Below are 21125 nucleotides of genomic sequence, written 5' to 3' on the forward strand. Positions count from 1 at the left end.
TCCCCGCGCTGCGCCGAGATCCGAAGACCCGAGGCACGGCGAAAGAATGCAGAGAACAACTGCTCCACAAGCATACGGCATCCGCCCGACGGTGCCGAACCGGGCTCGATATACGGGTTGTTGCTAGGCTCGGCGAGCGGATGCCGGCGAGAAGGGGCGCGTGTGGGTGGGGATGTGCAGCAGTTCCAGGTGGATCTGCGCGGAGTCGTCGATCTGCTGAGCAGGCACATCTACTCGAGCCCCCGCGTCTACCTGCGCGAGCTGCTGCAGAACGCCCGCGACGCGATCACCGCCCGTCGCGAGGTCGACGGCGGCGGCGGGCGCATCCGCATCACGCCGCTCACCGCGCAGACCGGCGAGTTCGTGCTCCGCGACGACGGCGTCGGCCTGACCGCCGCCGAGGTCGCCGACCTGCTCGCCACGGTCGGCCGCAGCTCGAAGCGCGACATCTTCGACCTCCCCCGCAGCGACTACCTCGGGCAGTTCGGCATCGGACTCCTCAGCTGCTTCATGGTCGCCGACACCATCGTCATCCGCTCGCGCAGCGCCCGAGGCGGCGCGGCCGTGGAGTGGACGGGCAGCGCCGACGGCACGTTCCAGGTGGTCGAGCTCGACGACGATCTCCCGGTCGGCACCAGCGTGCACCTCGTACCGCGGTTCGACGCCGACGAGCTGCTCCGGCCCGCCGCCGTGCACGAGCTCGCCACCACGTTCGGCGAGTTCCTCCCCGTGCGGGTCACGATCGACACCGGCGCCGGAGACGTCGACATCACGCGCGAGCCGCCGTTCCTCTCCCCCGCCGACGACCCCGAGGCGGCCGTCGCCTACGGGCGGGACCTGCTCGGCGCGAACCCCCTCGACGTGATCGAGCTCGGCGAACCGGGGACAGGCACGCGCGGTCTCGCCTACGTGCTCCCCTACGCACCCCCGCCCGGCGCGCGCCAGGCCACCCGCATGTACCTCGGCCGCATGCTGCTGTCCGAGCGCGTGGACGACGTGCTGCCCGACTGGGCGTTCTTCGTGCGGGCGGTCGTCGACTCCACCGGCCTCGCCCCCACCGCGAGCCGGGAGTCCCTCGTGGAGGACACGGCCCTGGAGCACGTGCGCGAGCAGCTCGGCGCGGGGATCCGCCGCTGGGTGCTCGAGCTCGGACTGCGCGAGCCGCACCGCCTCGCACAGTTCGTGGCGGTGCACGAGGTCGGTCTCAAGTCGCTCGTGCGCCACGACGAAGAGCTGGCGCGGTTCATCACCCGGTGGCTCACCGTCGAGACCACGCACGGCACGCTGCGCATCGGCGACCTGGTCGAGCGCTACCCGCACATCCGCTACGCGCAGACCGTCGACGAGTTCCGCCAGGTCGCCGGGATCTCGCCCGGCGACGAGGTGCTGGTCAACGGCGGCTACCTGTACGACGCGGACCTCGTGCGCCTGCTGCCCGAGCTGTACCCCGCCGTCACCGTGGAGAAGGTGGACGTCGCCGGCGAGCTCGACCGTCTCGATCCCCCGCCCCTGGACGACCGCGACGCCGCCGTGGCGCTCGAGACCCGCGCGGGGGCCGTGCTCGCCGCCTCCGACTGCGCCGTCGTCGTGCGCTCGATCGACCAGCCCGCACTCACCGGGCTGTACGTCGCCGACCCCGAGGTGCTGCGCGCGATCGACCGCGGCCGCACCAGAGGGGTCGCCGGGGCACTGTGGGGCGGCGTGCTCGACCGCATCGACCAGACGCTGTCCGCCGCCCGCGACGACGACCTCACCGCACGGCTGTGCCTGAACTGGTCCAACCGCGTGGTGCGCGCCCTGGTGCGCGTCGAGGACGACGCCGTGTTCGCCCGCACCGTGCAGCTGCTCTACATCCAGGCGCTCCTCGCCGGCCACCATCCGCTCCGTGACGCCGACCGGGCGCTCATGACCAGCGCGCTGGCCGACCTCGTCTCGCTCTCCGCCGGCATCGAGGGGGACTCCCTCCCCTTCGGCGACGCCCGCTGACACTCCACCGAAAGGCTCCCATGGCACGTCCGAAGAAGCGCTTCCAGCAGCTCATCGAGGAGATCGACCGCACCCCGTGGGGTCCGGAGGAGCAGGCCCTCGTCGCGGAGGCCGTGGCCCTCGCAGTCGAGCTCGGCGACGAGCGCCTGGAGTACGAGGCCCGCATGCGGCAGACCGCCTCGGCCAACATGGTCGGCGCCACCGACGTGATGCTCAACTCCTTCGCGTGGTGCCTCGCCCACCACGACGCCGACCCGCAGCGCTTCCCCGCCGACCTCGACAACGGCGGCGCCGACCTCATGTGGCAGTTCAAGTGGATGGCCTCGTCGCTGCGGTCGTCCCCCGCGTTCTCGCAGGAGCAGATCGCCGCCGTGCTCGACGACATGGAGGCCCACTACCGCGCCGCGGGCCTCGGCCTCAGCGGCGTGCTCACCGCCCGGTTCGAGGACGCGTGGGACGCCGGCCGGATGGACGACGCCGAGGCGCTGCGCGTGCAGCTGGAGGCCACACCCCGCGACGACCACAGCCACTGCGACGCCTGCGGCCGCAGCCAGTTCGCGGGCTTCTTCGCCGACACCGACCGCGACGCCGACGCCATCCGCCTGGTCGAGGAGATGATCGAGGGCGGCTTCTCGTGCGGCGAGGAGCCCGAGCACGCGCTCTCCCGCGTCCTCCTCCCCTACCTCCGCGCCGGACGCCTGGAGGACGCGAAGACCGCCCACCTGCGCAGCTACCGCCTCGCGAAGGACAACCCCGACAACCTCCGCATCGTCGCCAACAACATCGTGTTCGCGGCCGTCACCGGCAACGAGGCGCGTGCCCTCGCCCTGATCGAGCGGCACATCGGATGGCTCGCGCACGACGGCCTGAACGTCGACGCGCACTTCGCGGCCCTCACCGCCTTCGCCGTCGCACTGGACAGGGTCGTGGCGACCGGGCACGGCGACACCCCCGTCCGCGGTGCGGACGCCCCCGCCCTCGTCGGGCTCTTCGGAGAGCACGACGGCGCGTGGACCGCGGCCGAGCTCGCCACCGCCGCCTGGACGGCCGCCGAGCGCATCGGCGCGCAGTTCGACGAGCGCGACGGAACGGACGGGCACGCGCGGAGCCTCGCCCGCTCGCGCCGCCTGGCCGACGAGAGCTGGGACGTGCCGATCCGCTCCGACGCCTTCGTCGCCACCGCACCGGCCACGACCCCGACGGACGCGGACGGCTGGTTCGACCGCGCGATGCAGCTCGCCCAGTTCGGCGCCGAGCACGAGACGCTCGACGCCCTCCCCCGTGCGCTCGAGGTGACCGACCCCGGCAAACGCGCACAGCTGCTGTCGATGCGCCTGGGGATCCTCGTGGCGCTCGACCGCATCGAGGAGGCGGAGCAGGTGCTGCCCGAGCGCATCGCCGCGCTGCGCGACGCCGGCCGCGACGTGCAGGCCGAGCTGGAGCTGCGCCTCGGCCTCGCCACGTTCGGGCTCGACACCGACGACACCAGGGCCGCCCTGGAGGAGGAGCTGGCCGCCGCCGAGCGCCTTCCGGCGTGGTCGCGCGGAGACCTCGCCATCAGCCGCGCCTCGCTGCACCTGCACGCCGACGAGCCCGACGCCGCGCTCGACCTCGCCGAGCACGCCGCCCGCGCGTTCGCCGAGGCCGAGGACACCCGGCTGTCGAACACCACCACGCTCGTCGCCATCGGGGCCGTGCTCTCCAAGGGCGACCTGGAGGCCGCGACCGCTCTGCTCGACCGATTCCTCGCGCAGGACGACCTCTCCGCCGGGCATCGCGCCCAGGCGCTGCAGACCAGGGCCCGGGTGCGCGGAGGGACGGGCGAGCACCTCGACGGCGCCGCGGACGCCGACGAGGTCTGCCGCCTCCTCGCCGAGCTGGGCGCCACACGGGCCCTCGCCGACGCGCACGTGCTCGCCGGGGCACTGTGGGAGGACGCCGACCACCCCGACCGCGCCGTTTCGCGCTACCGCCTCGCCTCGCGCCTGCGCGCCGAGGCCGGAGGCGACGCGACCGGCGTCGACTTCCGGCTCGCCCGCGCCATGCTGCGCTCGGGCGACGCCCAGGAGGCGGCCGAGCTGTTCGGCGACGTGCTGCAGCGCGAGGAGCAGGCCGACGTGGCCCCCGCCTCCCGCGGCATGACCGCCACCCTGCTCGCGCGCGCTCTGGCCGAGTCGGGCGAGTTCGGACAGGCGGTGGGCGTGCACGGCTACGCCGCCGAGCTGTTCGGCGAGGGCGCGGAGCACGCCGACCAGGCGATGGCGATGACCGAGCAGGCGAAGATCCTCGCCCGCTTCGAGGAGCACGACGACGCCATCCGCCTCCTGGAGGGCGCGGCCGAGATCGTCCGGGGCGCGCCGGAAGCGGTCGGCGCCCTCAGCGAGGTGCTCCACAGCCTGGGTCAGGCCTACGGCGGACGCGGCGACGAGCGGGCGTTCGCCCTGTTCGACGAGGTCGCCGCCCTCGCGCAGCAGCACGAGGCCGGGTGGCTGCACGCCGACGTGACGGACTCCCGCGCCCGCGCGCTCGCGCAGCTCGGACGGATCGACGAGGCCGTGGCCGCCGCGCTCACCGCCGCGGACGCGTTCGCGGAGCTGGGCGACCCGGGCTCCGCCGGAGGCTCCGAGCTGTTCGCCGCCCGGGTGCTCGCGGGCAACGAGCGCGCCGCCGACGCGGTCGCGGTCTACCGCAGCGCCCTGGAGCACGCCGAAGGCTTCCCGCCGCTGCGTCAGGTCACCGCGCTCGAGCTCGGCGACGTGCTCGAAGGGCTCGGCCGCCACGGCGAGGCGGCCGAGGTGCGGGCGCTGCTGGAGAGCTGAGCCCGCACCCCGGCGCGGCCGGAGGCGTCAGAACAGCTGGCGCCAGTTCGCCCGCGCCAGATCGAGGAGCTCGTCGCCGCGGCCCGACATGACCGTGCGGATCGCGTACAGCGCGAACCCCTTCACCTGCGCCGCCTCGATCGCGGGCGGCATCGAGAGCTCCTGACGCTCGGTGACCACGTCGAGCAGGGCGGGACCGTCGTGCGCCAGCACCTCGCGGACGGCGTCCGGCAGCTCGTCGCTGCGCTCCACCCGGCGGGCGAAGATCCCCATGGCTTCGGCGATGGCGGCGAAGCTCGGGTTGTCCAGTCCGGTGCCGTACGTGACGAACCCGGCGGCCTTCATCTCCAGCTCCACGAAGTTCAGCGAGGAGTTGTTCACCACGATGGTCTTCACGGGCAGGCGGTTCTGCGTGAGCGTGAGCAGCTCACCCAGCATCATCGACAGCCCGCCGTCGCCCGCGAGGGCCACGACCTGGCGCTGCGGGTGGGCGACCTGGGCCCCGATGCCGTGCAGCAGCGCGTTCGCCATCGAGCCGTGCGTGAACGAGCCGATCAGTCGACGGTGCTCGGTCATCGTCAGGTAACGCGCCGCCCACACCGTCGGCGACCCCACGTCGGCCGTGAAGATCGCGTCGTCCGCGGCCTGCTCGTCGAGCAGCCGCGCGAGGTACTGCGGGTGGATCGGACGGTCGCCCTTCGCCGGGACCGCGAGCTCGTCGAGCTTCTTGCGCGTCTTGCGGTAGTGCGCCGTCGCGTCGTCGAGGTGCGTGCGGTCGTCCTTGCGGGCGAGGCGCGGCAGCAGGGCCTCCGCGGTGGCGCCGACGTCGCCCACGAGTCCGAGGTCGAGCGGGTGGCGCTTGCCGAGCTGCGAGCCGCGGATGTCCACCTGGATCGTGGTCGCGTGGTCGGGGTAGAACTGCTCGTACGGGAAGTCGCTGCCGAGCACGAGCAGCGTGTCGGCGGCCTCCATCGCCCGGTAGCCGGACGCGAACCCGAGCAGACCGGTCATGCCGACGTCGAACGGGTTGTCGTACTCGATGAACTCCTTGCCGCGCAGCGCGTGCACGATCGGCGCGCCCAGACGGTCGGCCAACGCGATCACCTCGTCGTGCGCGCCCTCGACGCCGGCGCCGGCGAGGATCGTGACGCGCTTCGCGGCATTCAGCAGCGTGGCCGCCTGCTCCAGTTCCGCCCCGCTCGGTGCCACCACCGGCCGGGCGCGGCGGACCACGACGGCGCGGTCATCCTCGATCTCCGCCAGCGCCACATCGCCAGGGATCACCAGCACCGCGACACCGCGCTGCTCGATCGCCGCCCGCATCGCGATCTCCATCAGCCGCGGCATCTGCTTCGGGTCCGCCACGTACTCGACGTACACGCTGCACTCGCGGAACAGCTCCTGCGGGTGCGTCTCCTGGAAGTAGCCGGTGCCGATCTCGGTCGTCGGGATGTGCGCCGCGATCGCCAGGACGGGCACGCGGGAACGCTGGGCGTCGTACAGCCCGTTGATGAGGTGCAGGTTGCCCGGCCCGCACGAGCCGGCGACGACGGCGAGCTCACCCGTGGTGCCCGCGTCCGCGGCGGCCGCGAACGCCGCGGACTCCTCGTGGCGCACGTGCACCCAGCGGATGCGGCCGTCCTTGCGCAGCGCGTCCGTGAATCCGTTGAGCGAATCCCCGGGGATGCCGTAGACCCGATCGATCCCGTTGGCGTGCAGAGTCTTGACGATGTTCTCAGCGACGTTGGCCATACCCCGACCCTACGCCCGCCCCTCCGCCCTGGTGCCGGGGTTGACGCGGGCCGGTCAGTACTCCTGGGGGCCGTCGCGCTCCGGCTCGGGATCACGGTGGAACGCGCGTCCCGACACCGAGGCGGGTGCGATGCGGATGAACACCCGCTTGACGGTCGGGATCCACGGGCGCAGCCCCGCGGCCTCGGCGCGCGCGACATCGGCATCGGTCTCCAGCGCCGCGGCGTGCCCGCGCACGACCACGCTCCACGCGTCGACGTCGGTGTGGTCGTCGACCTCGAACAGCACATCGGCGTTCGCGGTCAGTTCGAACAGCTTGCTCCCCGGAGCGGTGCGGAACACGATGCCATCCCCGTCGACCGCGTAGTTGATCGGGAAGATGTCGATCGTGTCGCCGATGTGGGTCACGAGGCGTCCGAGCTCCTGTCCGCGCAGGCGCTCCCAGCTCTCGGCATCGGTCAGGGTCCGGACGGGGTCGCTGTGCACACTCATGCCGCCATTGTCACCCACGGACCCGCCGGCTGGACAGCACCCGTCCGAACGTCACAGGTCCGGACGCGACAGTGCCCGGGGGCCGATCGACCCCCGGGCACCGTCACCGCGTCGGACTCAGCCGATGCGGATGAGCTTCTTGTTGACGAACTCGTCGGCGGCGAGGTGTCCGAGCTCACGCGCGGTGCCGCTGCGCTTGATGCCACCGAACGGCAGCTCCGGGCTGTCGGCGAGAACCAGGTTGACGTACACCATGCCGGCCTCGATCTTGTCGGCCACCCGCTCCGCCTGGGCCTCATCGGTCGTGAAGACGTACGAACCGAGCCCGAACGTGGTGTCGTTGGCCAGCTGCACCGCGGCGTCCTCGTCGGCCACGCGGTACACGACGGCGGCGGGGCCGAACAGCTCCTCCCGGTACACGTCCATCTCCGGCGTGACGTCGGCGAGCACGGTCGGCGCGAAGAACGCCCCGTCGCGCGTGCCCCCGGTCAGCAGCGTGGCGCCCTGGGCGACCGCGGTGTCGATCTGCTTCTGCAGGTTCTCCGCCGCCGCCTCCGACGACACCGGTCCGAGCACGGTGTCGTCCTGCGTGGGGTCGGTCGCCTCGACGGCCGCCATCGCCGCCGTGAACTTCTCCACGAACGCGTCGTACAGCTCGTCGACGATGATGAAGCGCTTGGCGCCGTTGCACGCCTGACCGTTGTTGTCGAGGCGCGCGTCCACGCCGGCCTGGACCGTCGCGTCGAGGTCGTCGGTCGAGAGCACGAGGAACGGGTCGGAGCCGCCGAGCTCCAGCGCGACCTTCTTGAGGTGCCGTCCGGCGACCTCGGCCACCGCCGCCCCCGCACGCTCCGAGCCGGTGAGCGAGACGCCCTGCACGCGCGGGTCGGCGATCATGTCGGCGATCTGCTCGTTCGTGGCGAGCACGTTCTGGTACGCGCCCTTCGGGAACCCGGCGTCGTGGTAGATCGCCTCGATCGCGCTCGACGACTCGGGGCACTGCGGCGCGGGCTTCAGCAGGATCGTGTTGCCGACGATCAGGTTCGGCGCCGCGAAGCGCACGATCTGGTAGGCCGGGAAGTTCCACGGCATGATGCCCACGAGCGGCCCCAGCGACGACCGGCGGATGATCGCCGAGCCGTCACCGAGGATCGTGATGGGCTGGTCGGCCATGATGTCCTCGGCCTGATCCGCGTAGTACTCGGCGATGTCGGCGGCGAAGTCGACCTCGCCGAGCGCGGCCTCGCGCGGCTTGCCCATCTCGCGCACGAACACGTCGGCCAGCTCCTCGCGGCGCTCGCGATGCAGCTCGGCGGCGCGGCGCAGCAGCTGTGCGCGCTCCGCGACCGTGGTCGAGCGCGACCACTCGCGGTGCGCCTCGTCGGCGGCCGCGACCGCCTCTTCGATCTGCGCATCGGTGAACGTGTCGTACGTGGCCAGGGTCTCGCCGGTGGCGGGATTGACGACGGCGTAGTCGGTCATGTCTCCTCCTCTTGCCGTCCGGTCAGGAGACCGGGATCAGCGTGTACTTGGTGGACAGGTACTCGTGGATGCCCTCGAAGCCGCCCTCGCGTCCGACACCGGACTGCTTGACGCCGCCGAACGGAGCCGCCGCGTTGGAGACCACGCCCACATTGAGTCCCATCATGCCGGTCTCGAGCGCGTCGATCATGCGCTGACCGCGCTGCAGGTTCTCGGTGAACACGTACGACACCAGGCCGTACTCGGTGTCGTTCGCGAGCCGCACGGCCTCGTCCTCGGTCTCGAACGTGGCGATCGCGAGCACCGGGCCGAAGATCTCCTCGCGCAGGATCGCGCTGCCGGCCACGACATCGGTGAGGACCGTCGGCTCGTAGAACGTGCCGGTGCCCTCGAGCGCCTTGCCGCCCGCGAGCAGGGTCGCGCCGCGCTCCACGGCGTCGTCCACCAGCTCTCCGGCCTTGGCGACCGCGTCCTCGTCGATGAGCGGGCCGATCGCCACGCCCTCCTCGGTGCCGCGACCGATCTTCATCGCGTTCACGCGCTCGGTCACCCGCTTGGCGAACTCGCCCGCCACGTCACGGTGCACGATGAAGCGGTTGGCCGCCGTGCACGCCTGGCCGATGTTGCGGAACTTCGCGGCGAGAGCGCCCTCCACGGCCTTGTCGAGGTCGGCGTCGTCGAACACCACGAACGGCGCATTGCCGCCGAGCTCCATCGACACGCGCAGCACGCCCTCGGCCGCCTGCGCGATGAGCTTGCGGCCCACCTCGGTCGACCCCGTGAACGACAGCTTGCGCAGCCGCGGGTCGGCGATGATCGGCGCCGACAGGGCGCTGGACTTCGAGGTCTGCACCACGTTGACGACGCCGGCGGGGAGCCCCGCCTCCTCCAGCAGCTTCGTGAAGAAGATGGTCGTGAGCGGCGTGAGTGCCGGGGGTTTGATGACCACCGTGCACCCGGCGGCGAGCGCCGGCGCGATCTTGCGGGTGGCCATCGCGAACGGGAAGTTCCACGGGGTGACGAAGAACGACGGCCCGACGGGGCGCTGCGACACGATCATGTGCCCGGTGCCCTCCGGGTTCAGACCGTAGCGACCGCTGATGCGCACGGCCTCCTCGCTGAACCAGCGGAGGAACTCGCCGCCGTACGCGACCTCGCCGCGCGCCTCGGCGAGCGGCTTGCCCATCTCCAGGGTCATCAGCAGCGCCAGGTCTTCCTTGTGCGCCTGCACCAGGTCGAACGCGCGGCGCAGGATCTCGCTCCGCACGCGCGGAGCGGTGGCGGCCCACTCGTCCTGAGCGGCCACCGCGGCGTCGAGCGCGCGGATGCCGTCGGCGGGCGTGGCGTCGGCGATCGTGCGGATCACCTGGTTCGTGGCCGGGTCCTTGACGTCGAACGTGGCGCCGGTCTCGCCGTCGATCCACTGTCCGCCGATGAAGAGTCCAGTGGGGATGCTGTCGAGCAGCGCCTGCTCGGTCTGAGTGCTCATGGGTTCTCTTTCTGTGAGTGGGGGCTAGGGGCGACGACGCCGGCTCGGCGGCGCGTCGATGCTCAGCGTCTGTCCGCGGAAGAACGCCGGGCGGCGGATCGCGTTCCAGATCATCACCGCGATGCCCACGACGATGATCAGCATCCCGAGGATGAACACGATCCCGACGCCGCCGATCTCCGACCCCGAGCCGTAAGCCGGGTCCATCGAGTCGATCAGCGTGGTGAAGAACAGGATCGCGAGGATGATGCCACCCACCAGCGGGAACAGGAACGTGAAGAAGACGTTGCGCGTGGAGTCGAACCACTGCTTGCGGAAGTACCAGACGCACGCGAACGCGGTGATGCCGTAGTAGAAGCAGATCATCATGCCGAGCGTGAGGATCGTGTCCCACAGGGTGTCCTCGCTGACCACGCGCATGACCGCGTAGAACGCCGAGGCGACGATGGCCGAGACGATCGTGGCGTAGCCGGGGGTGAAGAACCGCGGGCTGACCTTCGCGAACGACTTCGGCAGGGCGCCGTAGTGGCCCATCGCGAGCAGGGTGCGCGCCGGACCGACGAACGTCGACTGCAGCGACGACGCCGAGCTGGTGAGCACCGCCAGCGACACGAGGAACGCGAGCGGCCCGAGGATCGGTCCGGAGAGGTGGAAGAACACGTTCTCCTGGATGTCGCCGTTGCCGAGGCCGAGCTCGCCCGTGCCCACGCCCGCGAACATGATCATCGCGACGGCGAGGAGCAGGTACAGCGAGACGATCGTGAGCACGGTGACCGTGGCCGCGCGGCCCGGCGTCTTCTCCGGGTCCTTCGTCTCCTCGTTCATGGTGAGCGTGACGTCCCAGCCCCAGAAGATGAAGATCGACAGGGAGAGACCGGCCGCCACGGCGCTGAACGACGAGATCGCGAACGGGTTGAACCAGTTGAGGTCGAACGGCTGGTAGTCGAAGCCGTTGCCGCTCACGGCCTGGACGATCGCGGCGACCGCGAAGAACACCAGCACCAGGATCTGGAAGCCCACCAGCCAGTACTGCAGCTTCTGGGTCGTCTGCATGTCGCGGTACGACACCCACGTCGCCCCCAGCATGAACAGCAGGCACACGCCGATGTTGATCCACGTCACCCCGGCCAGGTCGGCGATCCCGGCGTTGCCCGTGATCTGCGACAGCAGCAGGAACAGGAAGTCGACGGCGACCCCGGCGAGGTTCGACAGCACCAGGATCGTCGCGACGACCAGGCCCCAGCCGGCCATCCAGCCCACCCAGGGTCCGAACGCGCGGGCGGCCCAGGTGAAGGACGTGCCGGAGTCGGGCATGCGGTTGTTGAGCTCGCGGTAGCCGAAAGCCACCAGGAGCATCGGGATGAAGCCGACGAGGATGATCGCCGGGATCTGCGCGCCCACCTCGGACGCGGTGGGGCCGACGGCGGCCGTGAACGTGTAGGCGGGGGCGATGCACGAGATGCCGATCACGACGGCGCCGATGAGGCCGACGGTGCCGGCACTCAGGCCCTTCGTGGAGATGCCGGTCGTGACGCCGGATGCGGGCTCCGTCGCCCGGTTGGTGCTGCTCATCAGCGGTCTCCTGCTTCGTTGCGGGTGCGCGGGACGACGATCATGGGAACGGGCAGCTCGTGCAGCATCTTCGCCGCCGTGGAGCCCAGGAACAGACGGCGCGGCTGTGCCAGGCGGCTCGAGCCGACCAGCACCACCTCGCCGGGGAGCCAGGAGAGCCCGGCGACGGCGTCTTCGACCGTCTCGCCCGGTGCCTCCTCGACGACGGCGCCCAGGCCGTCCGGCAGCTGCTCGGCAGCGACCGCGAGCACCCGGTGGGCGTGCTCGCTGCCGGCCAGGCGGATCGCGCCGGTGTCGAGGCCCGGCGGCACGTCGAACGGCACGAGCGACACCAGCCGCAGGGAGACCTCGGCCGCCCCGGCGAGGGCGACGGCCTGGTCGAGCACGCCCTCCGCACCCGGGCGCGTACCGACCGCGACCGTGACGCGCGGGAGCACGTGGTCGTCCTGCTGCGCGAGCCCCGACGGCGCGAGGGCGACCGGGATCGGCGAGGAGTGCAGCAGCTCGGACGCGACGCTGCCGAGGCGGTGACGGCCGAAGAGGCCGCCGCCCGCGGTGCCGATCACGATCACGCTCGCGTCGAACTCCTCGCCCGCCGCGATGAGCCCCTCCGCGAACGACTCGGAGAAGCGCACGTGGCCGCTGCGCACCAGCTCCTGCGGGAGCCGCACGACCGCGTCCTGCAGCCACTTCCGTGCCTGCGTGCGGATCACGTCCTCATACGCGCGCTCCGGCGGGACGGCCGCGCTGCGGGTGCCCTCGGTGGGGAGCACGATCACCAGGTGCAGCGTCGCGCCGATGCTGCGGGCCAGCCGGGCGCCCAGCGCCGCGGCGTCCGCCCCCGCGTCCGTCGCCGTGTAGCCGACGACGACCGAGCCGGTCATCAGCCGATGCTCTCGGGAGCGCCGGCCTCGCGGCGGGCGTCGACGATGTTCGCCGCGACGAGGTGGCCCATGCGGATCGCCCCGTCGACGTGCTGGTAACCCGCTCCGGCCATGTCGCTGCAGGCGAAGTGGATCGGTCCGACCGGCGTGCGCAGGTCGGCGCCGTAGCGGTGCAGCCCGCCGAGGTCGAAGCTCGCGGCGTACGCGCCCCGCGTCCACTCCTCGCTGCCCCAGTCGCTCTCGTAGTACACGACCGGGTTCTTGGCCTCCGGGCCGTAATAGTGCGACAGCGACTCGAGGATGCGCTCCTTGCGCTCCTCGGCCGACAGCTCGAACACGCCGTCGGCGTTGGCATCGGAGACGAAGCCGACCAGGGTGCCGCGCTCGTCGCCGTGGTTGGTGTTGTCGTACGCCTCGTGCGAGAGCTCGTACGGGCTGAACGCCGTGCCGCTCAGGCCCTGCTCGCGCCAGAACGGCCGGTCGTAGACGGCGTGCACCTTGATGACGAAGCCCATCGACAGGTGCTGGTGCAGCTGGTGCTGGCGACGCGGCAGCGGCGGGACGAAGGAGATGCGGTTGTAGAGGATGGGGGCGTGCGCGAGGATCGCGTACCGTGCGCGGACCGTGAGGTCGTCGGTGGTCGCCACGATCCCGTCATCCGACCACTCCAGGCTGCGGACGGGCTGGTTCAGCAGCACGTCCTCCCCCAGGCGCTCGGCGAGACGCAGCGGCACCTGCTGCAGGCCTCCGACCACGCGCTTGTCGAGGATGAAGTCGGCGTCAACGAGGTTCGAGTAGGAGCCGGCCGAGGCCGCCATGAGCAGCGACTGCAGCAGCGAGAAGGAGTGCGTCGGCTTGGTCAGCATCGCCGAGCCGGTAGCGAAGGCGAGGTTGCGTACGGCCTCGTCGTCGTCGGTCTGCGAGCGCAGCCAGGCGTCCCACGAGATGGAGTCCCACTCCGCCGCGTTCGGGTGCTCCCACGGCTTGTCCGGGTCGATCTCGGCCACCAGGGCGTCGAGGATGCCGGTGATGCGGGCGATCACGGCCTCGGTCTCCGGCGACACCGGGAACATCTCGCCCGTGAAGCGGTGCGCCTGACCGTCGGGGCCGACGTAGACGCTGTCGCCCTCGCGGTAGCGGCTGTAGGTCTCGAGCCCGAGCTCCTCGATCGCGTCCTTCAGGGCGTCCTGGTCGGGCGACACCCACTGGCCGCCGATCTCGAGCATGGCGCCGTCGATCACGTCGGTCCACAGCCGGCCGCCCACGCGGTCGCGGGCCTCCAGCACGGCGACCGACAGGCCGGCCTTGCGCAGATCGTTGGCGGCCGTGAGCCCTGCGGCTCCGGCGCCGACGATCAGCACGTCGCGAGTGATCTCAGCCATCTGCAACTCCTTCGTCGTCGGGGGATGTGGGGGATGAAGTACCGGCCGCGTCCCGAAATCCCCCGATCCGGGGACGCGGCCGGACAGCGGGGTCAGGCCGAGGCGAGCGCCTGCGCGACGACGTCGAGGCCCTCGTTCAGCAGCTCGTCGCCGATCGACAGCGGCGGCAGGAAGCGGATGACGTTGCCGTAGGTGCCGCACGTGAGCACGATCACGCCCTGCGCGATGCAGGCCTTCGCGACCGCGGCGGTGAGCGCGGCGTCGGGGGCCTTGGTCTCGGGGTCGACGAACTCTGCTGCGACCATCGCGCCGTGTCCGCGCACGTCGCCGATGCGGGCGTCGTCGGACTGCAGCGCGGTGAGGCGGCCGATGAGGATCTCGCCGATCTCGCGGGCGCGCTCGATCACGCCGTCGTTCTCGAACACGTCGATCGCGGCGAGGGCCGCGGCGCACGCGATCGGGTTGCCGCCGTAGGTGCCGCCGAGGCCGCCCGAGTGCGAGGCGTCCATGATCTCGGCGCGACCGGTGACCGCGGCCAGCGGCAGGCCGCCCGCAATGCCCTTGGCCGTGGTGATGAGGTCGGGCTCGATGCCGAAGATCTCGCTGGCGAACATGTGGCCCGTGCGGGCGAAGCCGGTCTGCACCTCGTCGGCGATGAAGACCACGCCGTTCGCGCGGCACCACTCGACGATCGCGGGGAGGAAGCCCTCGGCGGGGACGATGAAGCCGCCCTCGCCCTGGATCGGCTCGATGATGACGGCGGCGAGGTTGTCCGCGCCGATCTGCTTCTCGAGCTGCAGGATCACGCGGGCCGCGGCCTCTGCGCCCTCGAGGCCGTCGCGGAACGGGTACGACATCGGGGCGCGGTACACCTCGGGGGCGAACGGGCCGAAGCCGCTCTTGTACGGCATCGACTTGGCCGTCAGCGCCATCGTGAGGTTGGTGCGGCCGTGGTAACCGTGGTCGAACGCCACGACGGCCTGGCGTCCGGTGTGCTTGCGGGCGATCTTGATCGCGTTCTCGACCGCCTCGGCGCCCGAGTTGAACAGCGCGCTCTTCTTGGCGAAGTCGCCGGGGGTGACCCGGTTCAGCGCCTCGGCCACGCCGACGTACGACTCGTAGGGCGAGATCATGAAGCAGGTGTGGGTGAACTGCGCGGCCTGCGCGGCGACGGCCGCGGCGACCTTCGGGTGCGCGTTGCCGACCGTGGTGACGGCGATGCCGGAGCCGAGGTCGATGAGCGAGTTGCCGTCGGCGTCGACGACCACTCCGCCGCCCGCGGCGACGGCGGCGACCGGCACGGTGTGGCCGACACCGGCGGCGACGGCGTCGGCCTTGCGGGCGAGGACCTCGGCCGAGCGCGGGCCGGGGAGTTCCGTGACGAGGCGACGCTCCTGCGGGAGGTCGGGGCCGCCGAGGGGGGTTGCGGGTGCTGCGGTGTCGAGGAGTGCCATGTCGCGAGCGTACGACCGCCGCCGGGAGGGTCGCATTCGCCGGCTTGTACAATCTGAGCAGCGGATCCGCCACCTCGTACAAACCGGAAGCCCATGGCCCCCACCGACGCCCCCACGCTGCGGTCCCTGCTCCAGCGCAGGGACCTCGGCCTGACGCTCGTGTCCGACGAGCACGCGCTGCCCGACGGCGCCCTCGACCGGCCGCTGCGGTGGGTGCACGGCTCCGACCTCGCAGACCCGACGCCCTTCCTGTCCGAGGATCTGGCGCTGCTCACCACGGGCACGCAGTTCGACGGCGCCGCGGACATCCCCTCCTACGTCGGGCGGCTGGCCGACCGCGGCGTGCTCGGGCTCGGCTTCGGCACCGAGGTGCACCGCTCCGGGATCCCGGACGAGCTCATCGCCGCCTGCGCCGCACACGGCATCCCCCTGTTCGAGGTGCCCTACCGCACGCCGTTCATCGCCGTCGCCCGCGCACACTCCGAGGCCATCGCGGCCCAGGCGTACGCCCGCCGTTCCTGGGCGCTGGACACGCAGCGCGCGCTCGCCCTCGCCGCCCTCCGCCCGCGCGGCCTCGACGCGATCGTCGCGGAGCTCGGCCGCCGGCTCGACGTCTGGGCGGGCATGTACGACGCGGCAGGGGCGCTGCTGTTCGCCCATCCGCGTGATGCGGTCGACACCGCCACGCTCGATCTGCTCGCCGACCGCGTGCTGGAGATCCTGGGCCGTGGACTGGAGGCGGGGCAGTCTCTCACGATCGACGCACACACCTTCATGCTCTTCACCGTCGGGCGCGGAGGGCACCTGCGCGGGGTGATCGCGGTCGCCGCCGAGACGCTGGACGCGGAGGCCCGGTCGGTCGTGACCTCGGTGATCGCGATGGCCGGACTGGCGCTGGAGCAGAGCGAGCAGCTCGCCAGGAGCCGTCGCCGCCTGCACACCCAGCTGCTGCAGTCGCTGCTGGCCGACGACCCCGCGCTCGCCCGCCGCGTGCTCGGCGCCCTCCCTCCGGCACCGATCATGGTGGCGGTCGCCGCCGACGCCCCGGCCGGACCGCTGGTCGACTGGTGGGAGCGGCGCCGGGCGGACCACGGCACGGTGTCGTTCCTGGCGGAGTCGCCCGAGGGCCTGACGATGTGCGTGTCCTCGGGCGACGAGGGGCTGCTGGACGAGGTCGCCGAGCGCTTCGGCATCCGCATCGGGGTCTCCGGCCCCGAGGGCTACGCGGTCTTCTCCCGTGCGCACGCCCAGGCGCTGACGGCCCTGCGGCAACCCGCGTCTGCGGCCGTCGTGCGCTACGCGGACACGGTGGGTGCGAACATCCTCACGGCGCTGGCGACCGACGAGGCGCGGCTGGTGGCGGAGTCGCGCCTGGCGCCGCTGCGCGAGCAGGACGCGGCGGTCGGCACCGGACTCGAGCACACGCTGCGGGTCTGGCTGGAGCACGACGCACGCGCGGAGCCGGCCGCCGCGGCGCTGGGCATCCACCGGCACACCCTGCGCTCGCGGGTAGCGCAGGCCGGGGCCATGCTGGGCGTGGATCTGGCGTCGTTCCCCGCCCGCGCCGAGCTCTGGGCGCTGCTGCAGACCGCGCGCGACTGATCCGCGCCCCGCCCCTGCGCCGCCTCAGGCCCGCGCAGCCTCATCCCGAGCGGCCCCATCCCCTCGCCGAGTGCGCGGCCTGCTGCCGACCGCCCCGCCTGTTCACACGGAGAAACCGTGCCCTCGGCGCGAGGCCGGGCGTCCGGTGCGCGCCCGCCGCACCGTCGCGAGGAGGGCCCCGGCGCGCTCGATGTCGGCGGCGGTCTGGGCTACGAGGGCCGCGACGGTGTCGAAGCAGAGCGTCGGGCGCAGCAGCGAGAGCAGCTCGACCCGGAGGCGGTGCCCGTACAGGTCGAGGTCCGTGTCGTGCAGGTGCACCTCCACCCGGCGCTCCCGGCTGCCGTGGAAGGTCGGGTTGGCACCCACGCTCACGGTCGCGGGCATCCCCTCCTGCTCGTCGTCGATCCAGGCCAGCGCGGCGTAGATGCCGTCGGCGGGGAGACCGGGGCCGTCGAGGGCGAGGTTGGCGGTCGGGAACCCGAGGTCGCGTCCTCGACCGTCGCCGGTGACGACCACTCCGGCGATCTCGCGGACGGGTGCGCTCACACGCCTGCGGCGGGAGAGATCGCGCGGTAGCGGCTCTGGTGGAACACGAGCGGCTCGACGTCGTCGAAGAGCGTCACATCCTGGATCTCGTACAGAGCGATCTCGTGATCGCCACCGTCGAACGTGCTGTGCAGACGGCAGGTGAGCCAGAGCGCGGCGTCGGCCACCAGCACGGCCCCGCCGTCGGTGCGGTGCCAGGCGTGACCCCCGAACCGGTCCCCCTCCCGCGCGGACAGGGAGCGGCTGAGCGGTTCGTGGTGTGCTGCGAGGACGCTCATCCCCAGTTCCGGGACGGCACGCAGCACCGGCCAGGTCTTCGAGGTGCGGGCGGCGCTGACCGCGACGAGGGCGGGCTCCAGGGAGATCGAGGTGAAGGAGTTGACCGCCATCCCGACGGCGCGATCGTCCACGACGGCCGCGAGGGCGACCACCCCCGTGGGATAGACCGAGAAGGCACGACGGAGCGCACGGTCACGCGGCAGGGCATCGGTCACGGCAGTGGTCATCACGAGTCCTTTCGGTAGTCAACTTTGACTAAGGCGACTATAGACAAATTTGACCACTCAAACAACCGGGAACGCGCATCCCAGCCGTTAGCATGAACGACATGTCGACCACCCGTCTCGTCGTCCTCGGCGCCGTGAAGCAGTTCCAGCCGGTACACGGCTACTTCCTCCGGCGAGAACTGATGACCTGGCACGTCGACGAGTGGGCGCACATCCAGCCCGGCTCGATCTACAACGCCCTCCGGGCCCTGGAGGTCGACGGGTACATCACGGAGAGCGGCACCGAGGCCGAGGGCAAGCGCCCCGCCCGCACCACGTATCGCATCACCCCCTCGGGCGAGGTCGAGCTGCAGCGGATGCTGCGCGAGAACCTCTGGAACGTGGCGGCCTTCGACACCCAGGCGATCATGACCGTCGCCTCGTTCATGTTCGTGCTGAGCCGCCAGGAGGTCATCGCGGGCCTGGAGCACCGCCTCATCAAGAGCGACGCGATCATCACGCAGAACGGCTTCGACGTGCAGGACACCCTGCGCTCCGAGACCACGCCGAAGTACGTGCGAGAGATCTTCGACCTCTCCACCGCCCGGCTCACCGCCGAGAAGCAGTGGCTGCTCGACCTGCTGGAACGGCTGCGGGCCGGCGAGTACGCCTTCGCGGGCGAGACGGCCGAGGACACGACGCCGGAGCGGGAGGCGGCGGCCGCCACGACGAAGAGCGCCGCCAAGACGGCGACGAAGAGCCCCGCCAAGACGGCGAAGAAGAGCCCCGCGAAGACAGCGACGAAGAGCCCCGCGAAGGACTGACCGCACCCCGCGCCGTCCCCTCCGGACCGGCCTCAGCGCGTCGCCGTCAGCTCCGCCAGCGCCTCGGGCGTGAGCGCCGGAGTGGTCGCTCCCCGGTGCAGCGCCACGATCGCCCCCGCGGCGCACGCGAGGACGAGGGCGTCCTCCACCGGCACTCGACGGGCGAGCGCACCGGCGAGCGCGCCGCAGAACGCGTCGCCCGCGCCCGTCGTGTCGACCGGATCGATACGGAACGCCTCGACGTGCACAACCGGGCGACCGGTGCGGTGCAGGTCCACTCCCCCGGCGCCGCGCGTGAGCACCACGGTCGCGGCCCCGGCGCGGTGCAGGAGGTCGATGCCGCCGAGCTCCGCGCACTCCGTCTCGTTCACCACGAGCACGTCCACGCACTCCAGCAGCCCGAGGGTCGCGGCGTGGGCGGGGGCGGCGTTCAGCACGGTCGTGGCGCCGGCGTCGCGCGCCGCCCGCAGTGCCGCCGACACCGCGGGCACAGGCACCTCGAGCTGCGCCAGCACGACGGCGGCCCCGGAGACCCCGGCGACCGCATCCTCCGGCGACAGCTCCGCGTTCGCGCCGGCCGCGACGATGATGCTGTTGTCGCCGCCCTCCAGCGCCAGCACGTGCGCGACCCCGGTCGGGGCGGTATCCGAGCGGCGCAGGGCCGAGGTCACCCCGGCGTCGACGAGCGTGCGCTCCAGCAGTGCGGCGCCCTCGTCCGTCCCGACCACACCGCAGAACCGCGTCGGCGCGCCGCTGCGGGCCGCGGCGACCGCCTGGTTCAGGCCCTTGCCGCCCGCGAAACGGCCGCCGGCGCGGCCCAGCAGTGTCTCGCCGATGCGCGGGGGGCGCGACACCTCGACCACCAGATCGAGGTTCGCGCTCCCCACGACAGCGACGCCGGACAGCTCGTCAGACACGCGCCATCGACCGGCGGAACGTCGAACCCACGTGCGACTCGGCCAGCGCGGGCGTCGGGGTTCCCATCAGCCGCTCGCGCAGCGACTGCGGCTCGTCGGACGGCTCGGCGATCGCGCCGCGCTCCTTCAGGATCGGCAGCACATGCTCGATGAAGTCCTTCGTGGACGCCGGCGGGATGACCGGGGCGAACAGGAAGCCGTCGAGGTCGGCGCCGTCGGCGAGCGCGATCATCCGGTCGGCCACCTGCTCCGGGGTGCCGACGAGCGGGCGGGCGCCGACGCCGTGCGCGTGCCAGTCGCCCAGCACGTCGCCCACGGTCTTGTCGGCGAAGCGCGCGACCTGGGTCTGCGACAGCTCCGTGCTCAGCTCCGACATCGGTGTGCCCGGGTCGTACGACGACAGGTCGAGGCCGGTGAACCAGGCGTAGGAGGCGACCGTGACCTCGGGGTTCTGGGCGTCGGCGACCTCGGCGTACGTGCGACGAGCCTCCTCCTCGGTGCTGCCGACGACGGCGGCGAACGCGGACATGATCTTGACCTCGTGCGCGGCGCGGCCGTTCTTCACGGCCTCCTCGCGGATCGCGGTCGCGTGGCCGCGGAGCTGCTCGACCGAGCCGCTGCCGACGAAGATCGCCTCGCCGTGCTTGCCGCCGAACTCGCGGCCGGCCGGAGACGCGCCCGCCTGGAACAGCACCGGGGTGCCCTGCGGCGAGCGCTGCGTGTTGCCGTAGCCGTGCGAGCGGAAGTACGGGCCGTCGTGCGCGATGCGGTGCACCTTGGCCGGGTCGGCGAAGCGGCCGGACTTGTCGCGCTCGAGCGCCCCCTCCTCCCACGCCTGCTCCCACAGCTTGTACACGACCTGCATGAAGTCGTCGGCCATCAGGTAGCGCTCGTCGTGCCCGACCATCGGCACCCCGAAGCCCTGCACGGCGGTGTCGGCGGTGCCGGTCGTGACGACGTTCCAGCCGATGCGCCCGCCGGACAGGATGTCGAGGCTGGCCATGCGCCGCGCGAACGCGTAGGGCGGCTCCAGCAGCGTCGACCCGGTGGCGACGAGTCCGAGACGCGTGGTCTGCGGAATGAGAGCCGCGAGGAGCACGGCGGGGTCGAGTCGCGGCAGGTCGAGGCCTTCGATCGAGCAGATGTCGGGACGCTCGCCCGCGACGTCGGCCCACCCCCACGCGTCGGCGAGGAACAGGAAGTCGAAGCCCGCGTCCTCCGCCAGGCGCGCGGTGTCGCGCCAGTAGTCGAGTCGGTCGAAGAGGTAGCGCCCGTTGTCCGGGTGGCGCCAGGTCGCAGTGCCGGAGTCGTTCGCCTGCGCGTTCTCGAAGAGGCCGAGGCGCAGCTGCTTCACGGGGTGATCGGTCATGGCGGGTGCCTTCCTTGTGGGTGGGTGGTGTCGTCGTGGGGTGTCCGGGCACGCCGGGGGAACCCCGGGG

Annotated in this window: 16 protein-coding genes; 4 read left to right on the forward strand and 12 right to left on the reverse strand. The window is 72.0% G+C overall.

Annotated elements, in window-relative coordinates; all coding sequences use genetic code 11:
* The first annotated feature begins 162 nt into the window (after positions 1 to 162).
* Together KV394_RS00865 and KV394_RS00870 are read left to right on the forward strand one after the other, a co-directional pair.
* Positions 163 to 1986, forward strand: coding sequence for an HSP90 family protein (locus KV394_RS00865; RefSeq protein ID WP_247982062.1), 1824 nt, complete (start codon positions 163 to 165; stop codon positions 1984 to 1986).
* A gap of 20 nt (positions 1987 to 2006) precedes the next feature.
* Entirely contained in the window at positions 2007 to 4805 is a 2799-nt protein-coding gene (locus tag KV394_RS00870; RefSeq protein ID WP_247982063.1) for a tetratricopeptide repeat protein, read from the forward strand.
* 27 nt (positions 4806 to 4832) lie between these two features.
* Here the strand turns inward: KV394_RS00870 and poxB are convergent, their stop codons facing one another.
* The 8 genes from poxB to gabT all read right to left on the reverse strand — a co-directional run bounded on the left by poxB (position 4833) and on the right by gabT (position 15312).
* Entirely contained in the window at positions 4833 to 6557 is a 1725-nt protein-coding gene (gene poxB / locus KV394_RS00875) for a ubiquinone-dependent pyruvate dehydrogenase (protein WP_247982064.1), read from the reverse strand.
* A 54-nt stretch (positions 6558 to 6611) separates the two neighbouring features.
* Positions 6612 to 7049 carry a pyridoxamine 5'-phosphate oxidase family protein gene (locus tag KV394_RS00880; protein WP_247982065.1) on the reverse strand — a complete coding sequence of 146 codons (438 nt, stop codon included), beginning with the start codon at positions 7047 to 7049 and terminating at the stop codon, positions 6612 to 6614.
* A 117-nt stretch (positions 7050 to 7166) separates the two neighbouring features.
* Entirely contained in the window at positions 7167 to 8531 is a 1365-nt protein-coding gene (locus KV394_RS00885) for an NAD-dependent succinate-semialdehyde dehydrogenase (RefSeq protein WP_136034418.1), read from the reverse strand.
* Between the two features lie 22 nt (positions 8532 to 8553).
* Positions 8554 to 10020, reverse strand: coding sequence for an NAD-dependent succinate-semialdehyde dehydrogenase (locus tag KV394_RS00890; RefSeq protein ID WP_136034420.1), 1467 nt, complete (start codon positions 10018 to 10020; stop codon positions 8554 to 8556).
* 24 nt (positions 10021 to 10044) lie between these two features.
* The gene (locus KV394_RS00895; protein ID WP_136046030.1) at positions 10045 to 11592 is read right to left on the reverse strand and encodes an APC family permease; all 1548 of its coding nucleotides are present in this window, start codon (positions 11590 to 11592) and stop codon (positions 10045 to 10047) included.
* On the reverse strand, positions 11592 to 12476 hold the full coding sequence (locus KV394_RS00900) for a universal stress protein (RefSeq protein WP_136036501.1): 885 nt from the start codon (positions 12474 to 12476) through the stop codon (positions 11592 to 11594). Before KV394_RS00900 ends, KV394_RS00895 begins: the two co-directional genes overlap by 1 nt.
* Positions 12476 to 13858: a flavin monoamine oxidase family protein gene (locus KV394_RS00905; protein WP_247982066.1), complete on the reverse strand. Its 1383-nt coding sequence runs from the start codon at positions 13856 to 13858 to the stop codon at positions 12476 to 12478. The genes KV394_RS00900 and KV394_RS00905 overlap by 1 nt, the downstream gene beginning before the upstream one ends.
* Before the next feature lie 92 nt (positions 13859 to 13950).
* On the reverse strand, positions 13951 to 15312 hold the full coding sequence (gene gabT, locus KV394_RS00910) for a 4-aminobutyrate--2-oxoglutarate transaminase (RefSeq protein WP_205814365.1): 1362 nt from the start codon (positions 15310 to 15312) through the stop codon (positions 13951 to 13953).
* Between the two features lie 93 nt (positions 15313 to 15405).
* Here gabT and KV394_RS00915 point away from each other — a divergent pair, with 93 nt between their 5' ends.
* The gene (locus tag KV394_RS00915; protein WP_247982067.1) at positions 15406 to 16914 is read left to right on the forward strand and encodes a PucR family transcriptional regulator; all 1509 of its coding nucleotides are present in this window, start codon (positions 15406 to 15408) and stop codon (positions 16912 to 16914) included.
* A gap of 102 nt (positions 16915 to 17016) precedes the next feature.
* Here KV394_RS00915 and KV394_RS00920 read toward each other — a convergent pair whose 3' ends face one another.
* Together KV394_RS00920 and KV394_RS00925 are read right to left on the reverse strand one after the other, a co-directional pair.
* Positions 17017 to 17460, reverse strand: a complete 444-nt coding sequence (locus KV394_RS00920) for a riboflavin kinase (protein ID WP_247982068.1) — start codon at positions 17458 to 17460, stop codon at positions 17017 to 17019.
* Positions 17457 to 17966 carry a flavin reductase family protein gene (locus tag KV394_RS00925; protein WP_136029594.1) on the reverse strand — a complete coding sequence of 170 codons (510 nt, stop codon included), beginning with the start codon at positions 17964 to 17966 and terminating at the stop codon, positions 17457 to 17459. Before KV394_RS00925 ends, KV394_RS00920 begins: the two co-directional genes overlap by 4 nt.
* A 101-nt stretch (positions 17967 to 18067) precedes the next feature.
* Between KV394_RS00925 and KV394_RS00930 the strand changes: the two genes are divergently transcribed.
* A complete protein-coding gene (locus KV394_RS00930; RefSeq protein ID WP_247982069.1) occupies positions 18068 to 18769 on the forward strand; it encodes a PadR family transcriptional regulator in 702 nt (233 codons plus the stop codon).
* Positions 18770 to 18801: 32 nt separating this feature from the next.
* On the opposite strand, the gene KV394_RS00935 is transcribed toward KV394_RS00930, so the two are convergent.
* Entirely contained in the window at positions 18802 to 19686 is an 885-nt protein-coding gene (locus KV394_RS00935) for a ribokinase (RefSeq protein WP_247982070.1), read from the reverse strand.
* Positions 19679 to 21055, reverse strand: coding sequence for an NtaA/DmoA family FMN-dependent monooxygenase (locus KV394_RS00940; RefSeq protein WP_247982071.1), 1377 nt, complete (start codon positions 21053 to 21055; stop codon positions 19679 to 19681). The genes KV394_RS00935 and KV394_RS00940 overlap by 8 nt, the downstream gene beginning before the upstream one ends.
* Between the last annotated feature and the right edge of the window lie 70 nt (positions 21056 to 21125).

Source organism: Microbacterium sufflavum, assembly GCF_023101165.1.
GTDB classification, from domain to species: domain Bacteria; phylum Actinomycetota; class Actinomycetes; order Actinomycetales; family Microbacteriaceae; genus Microbacterium; species Microbacterium sufflavum.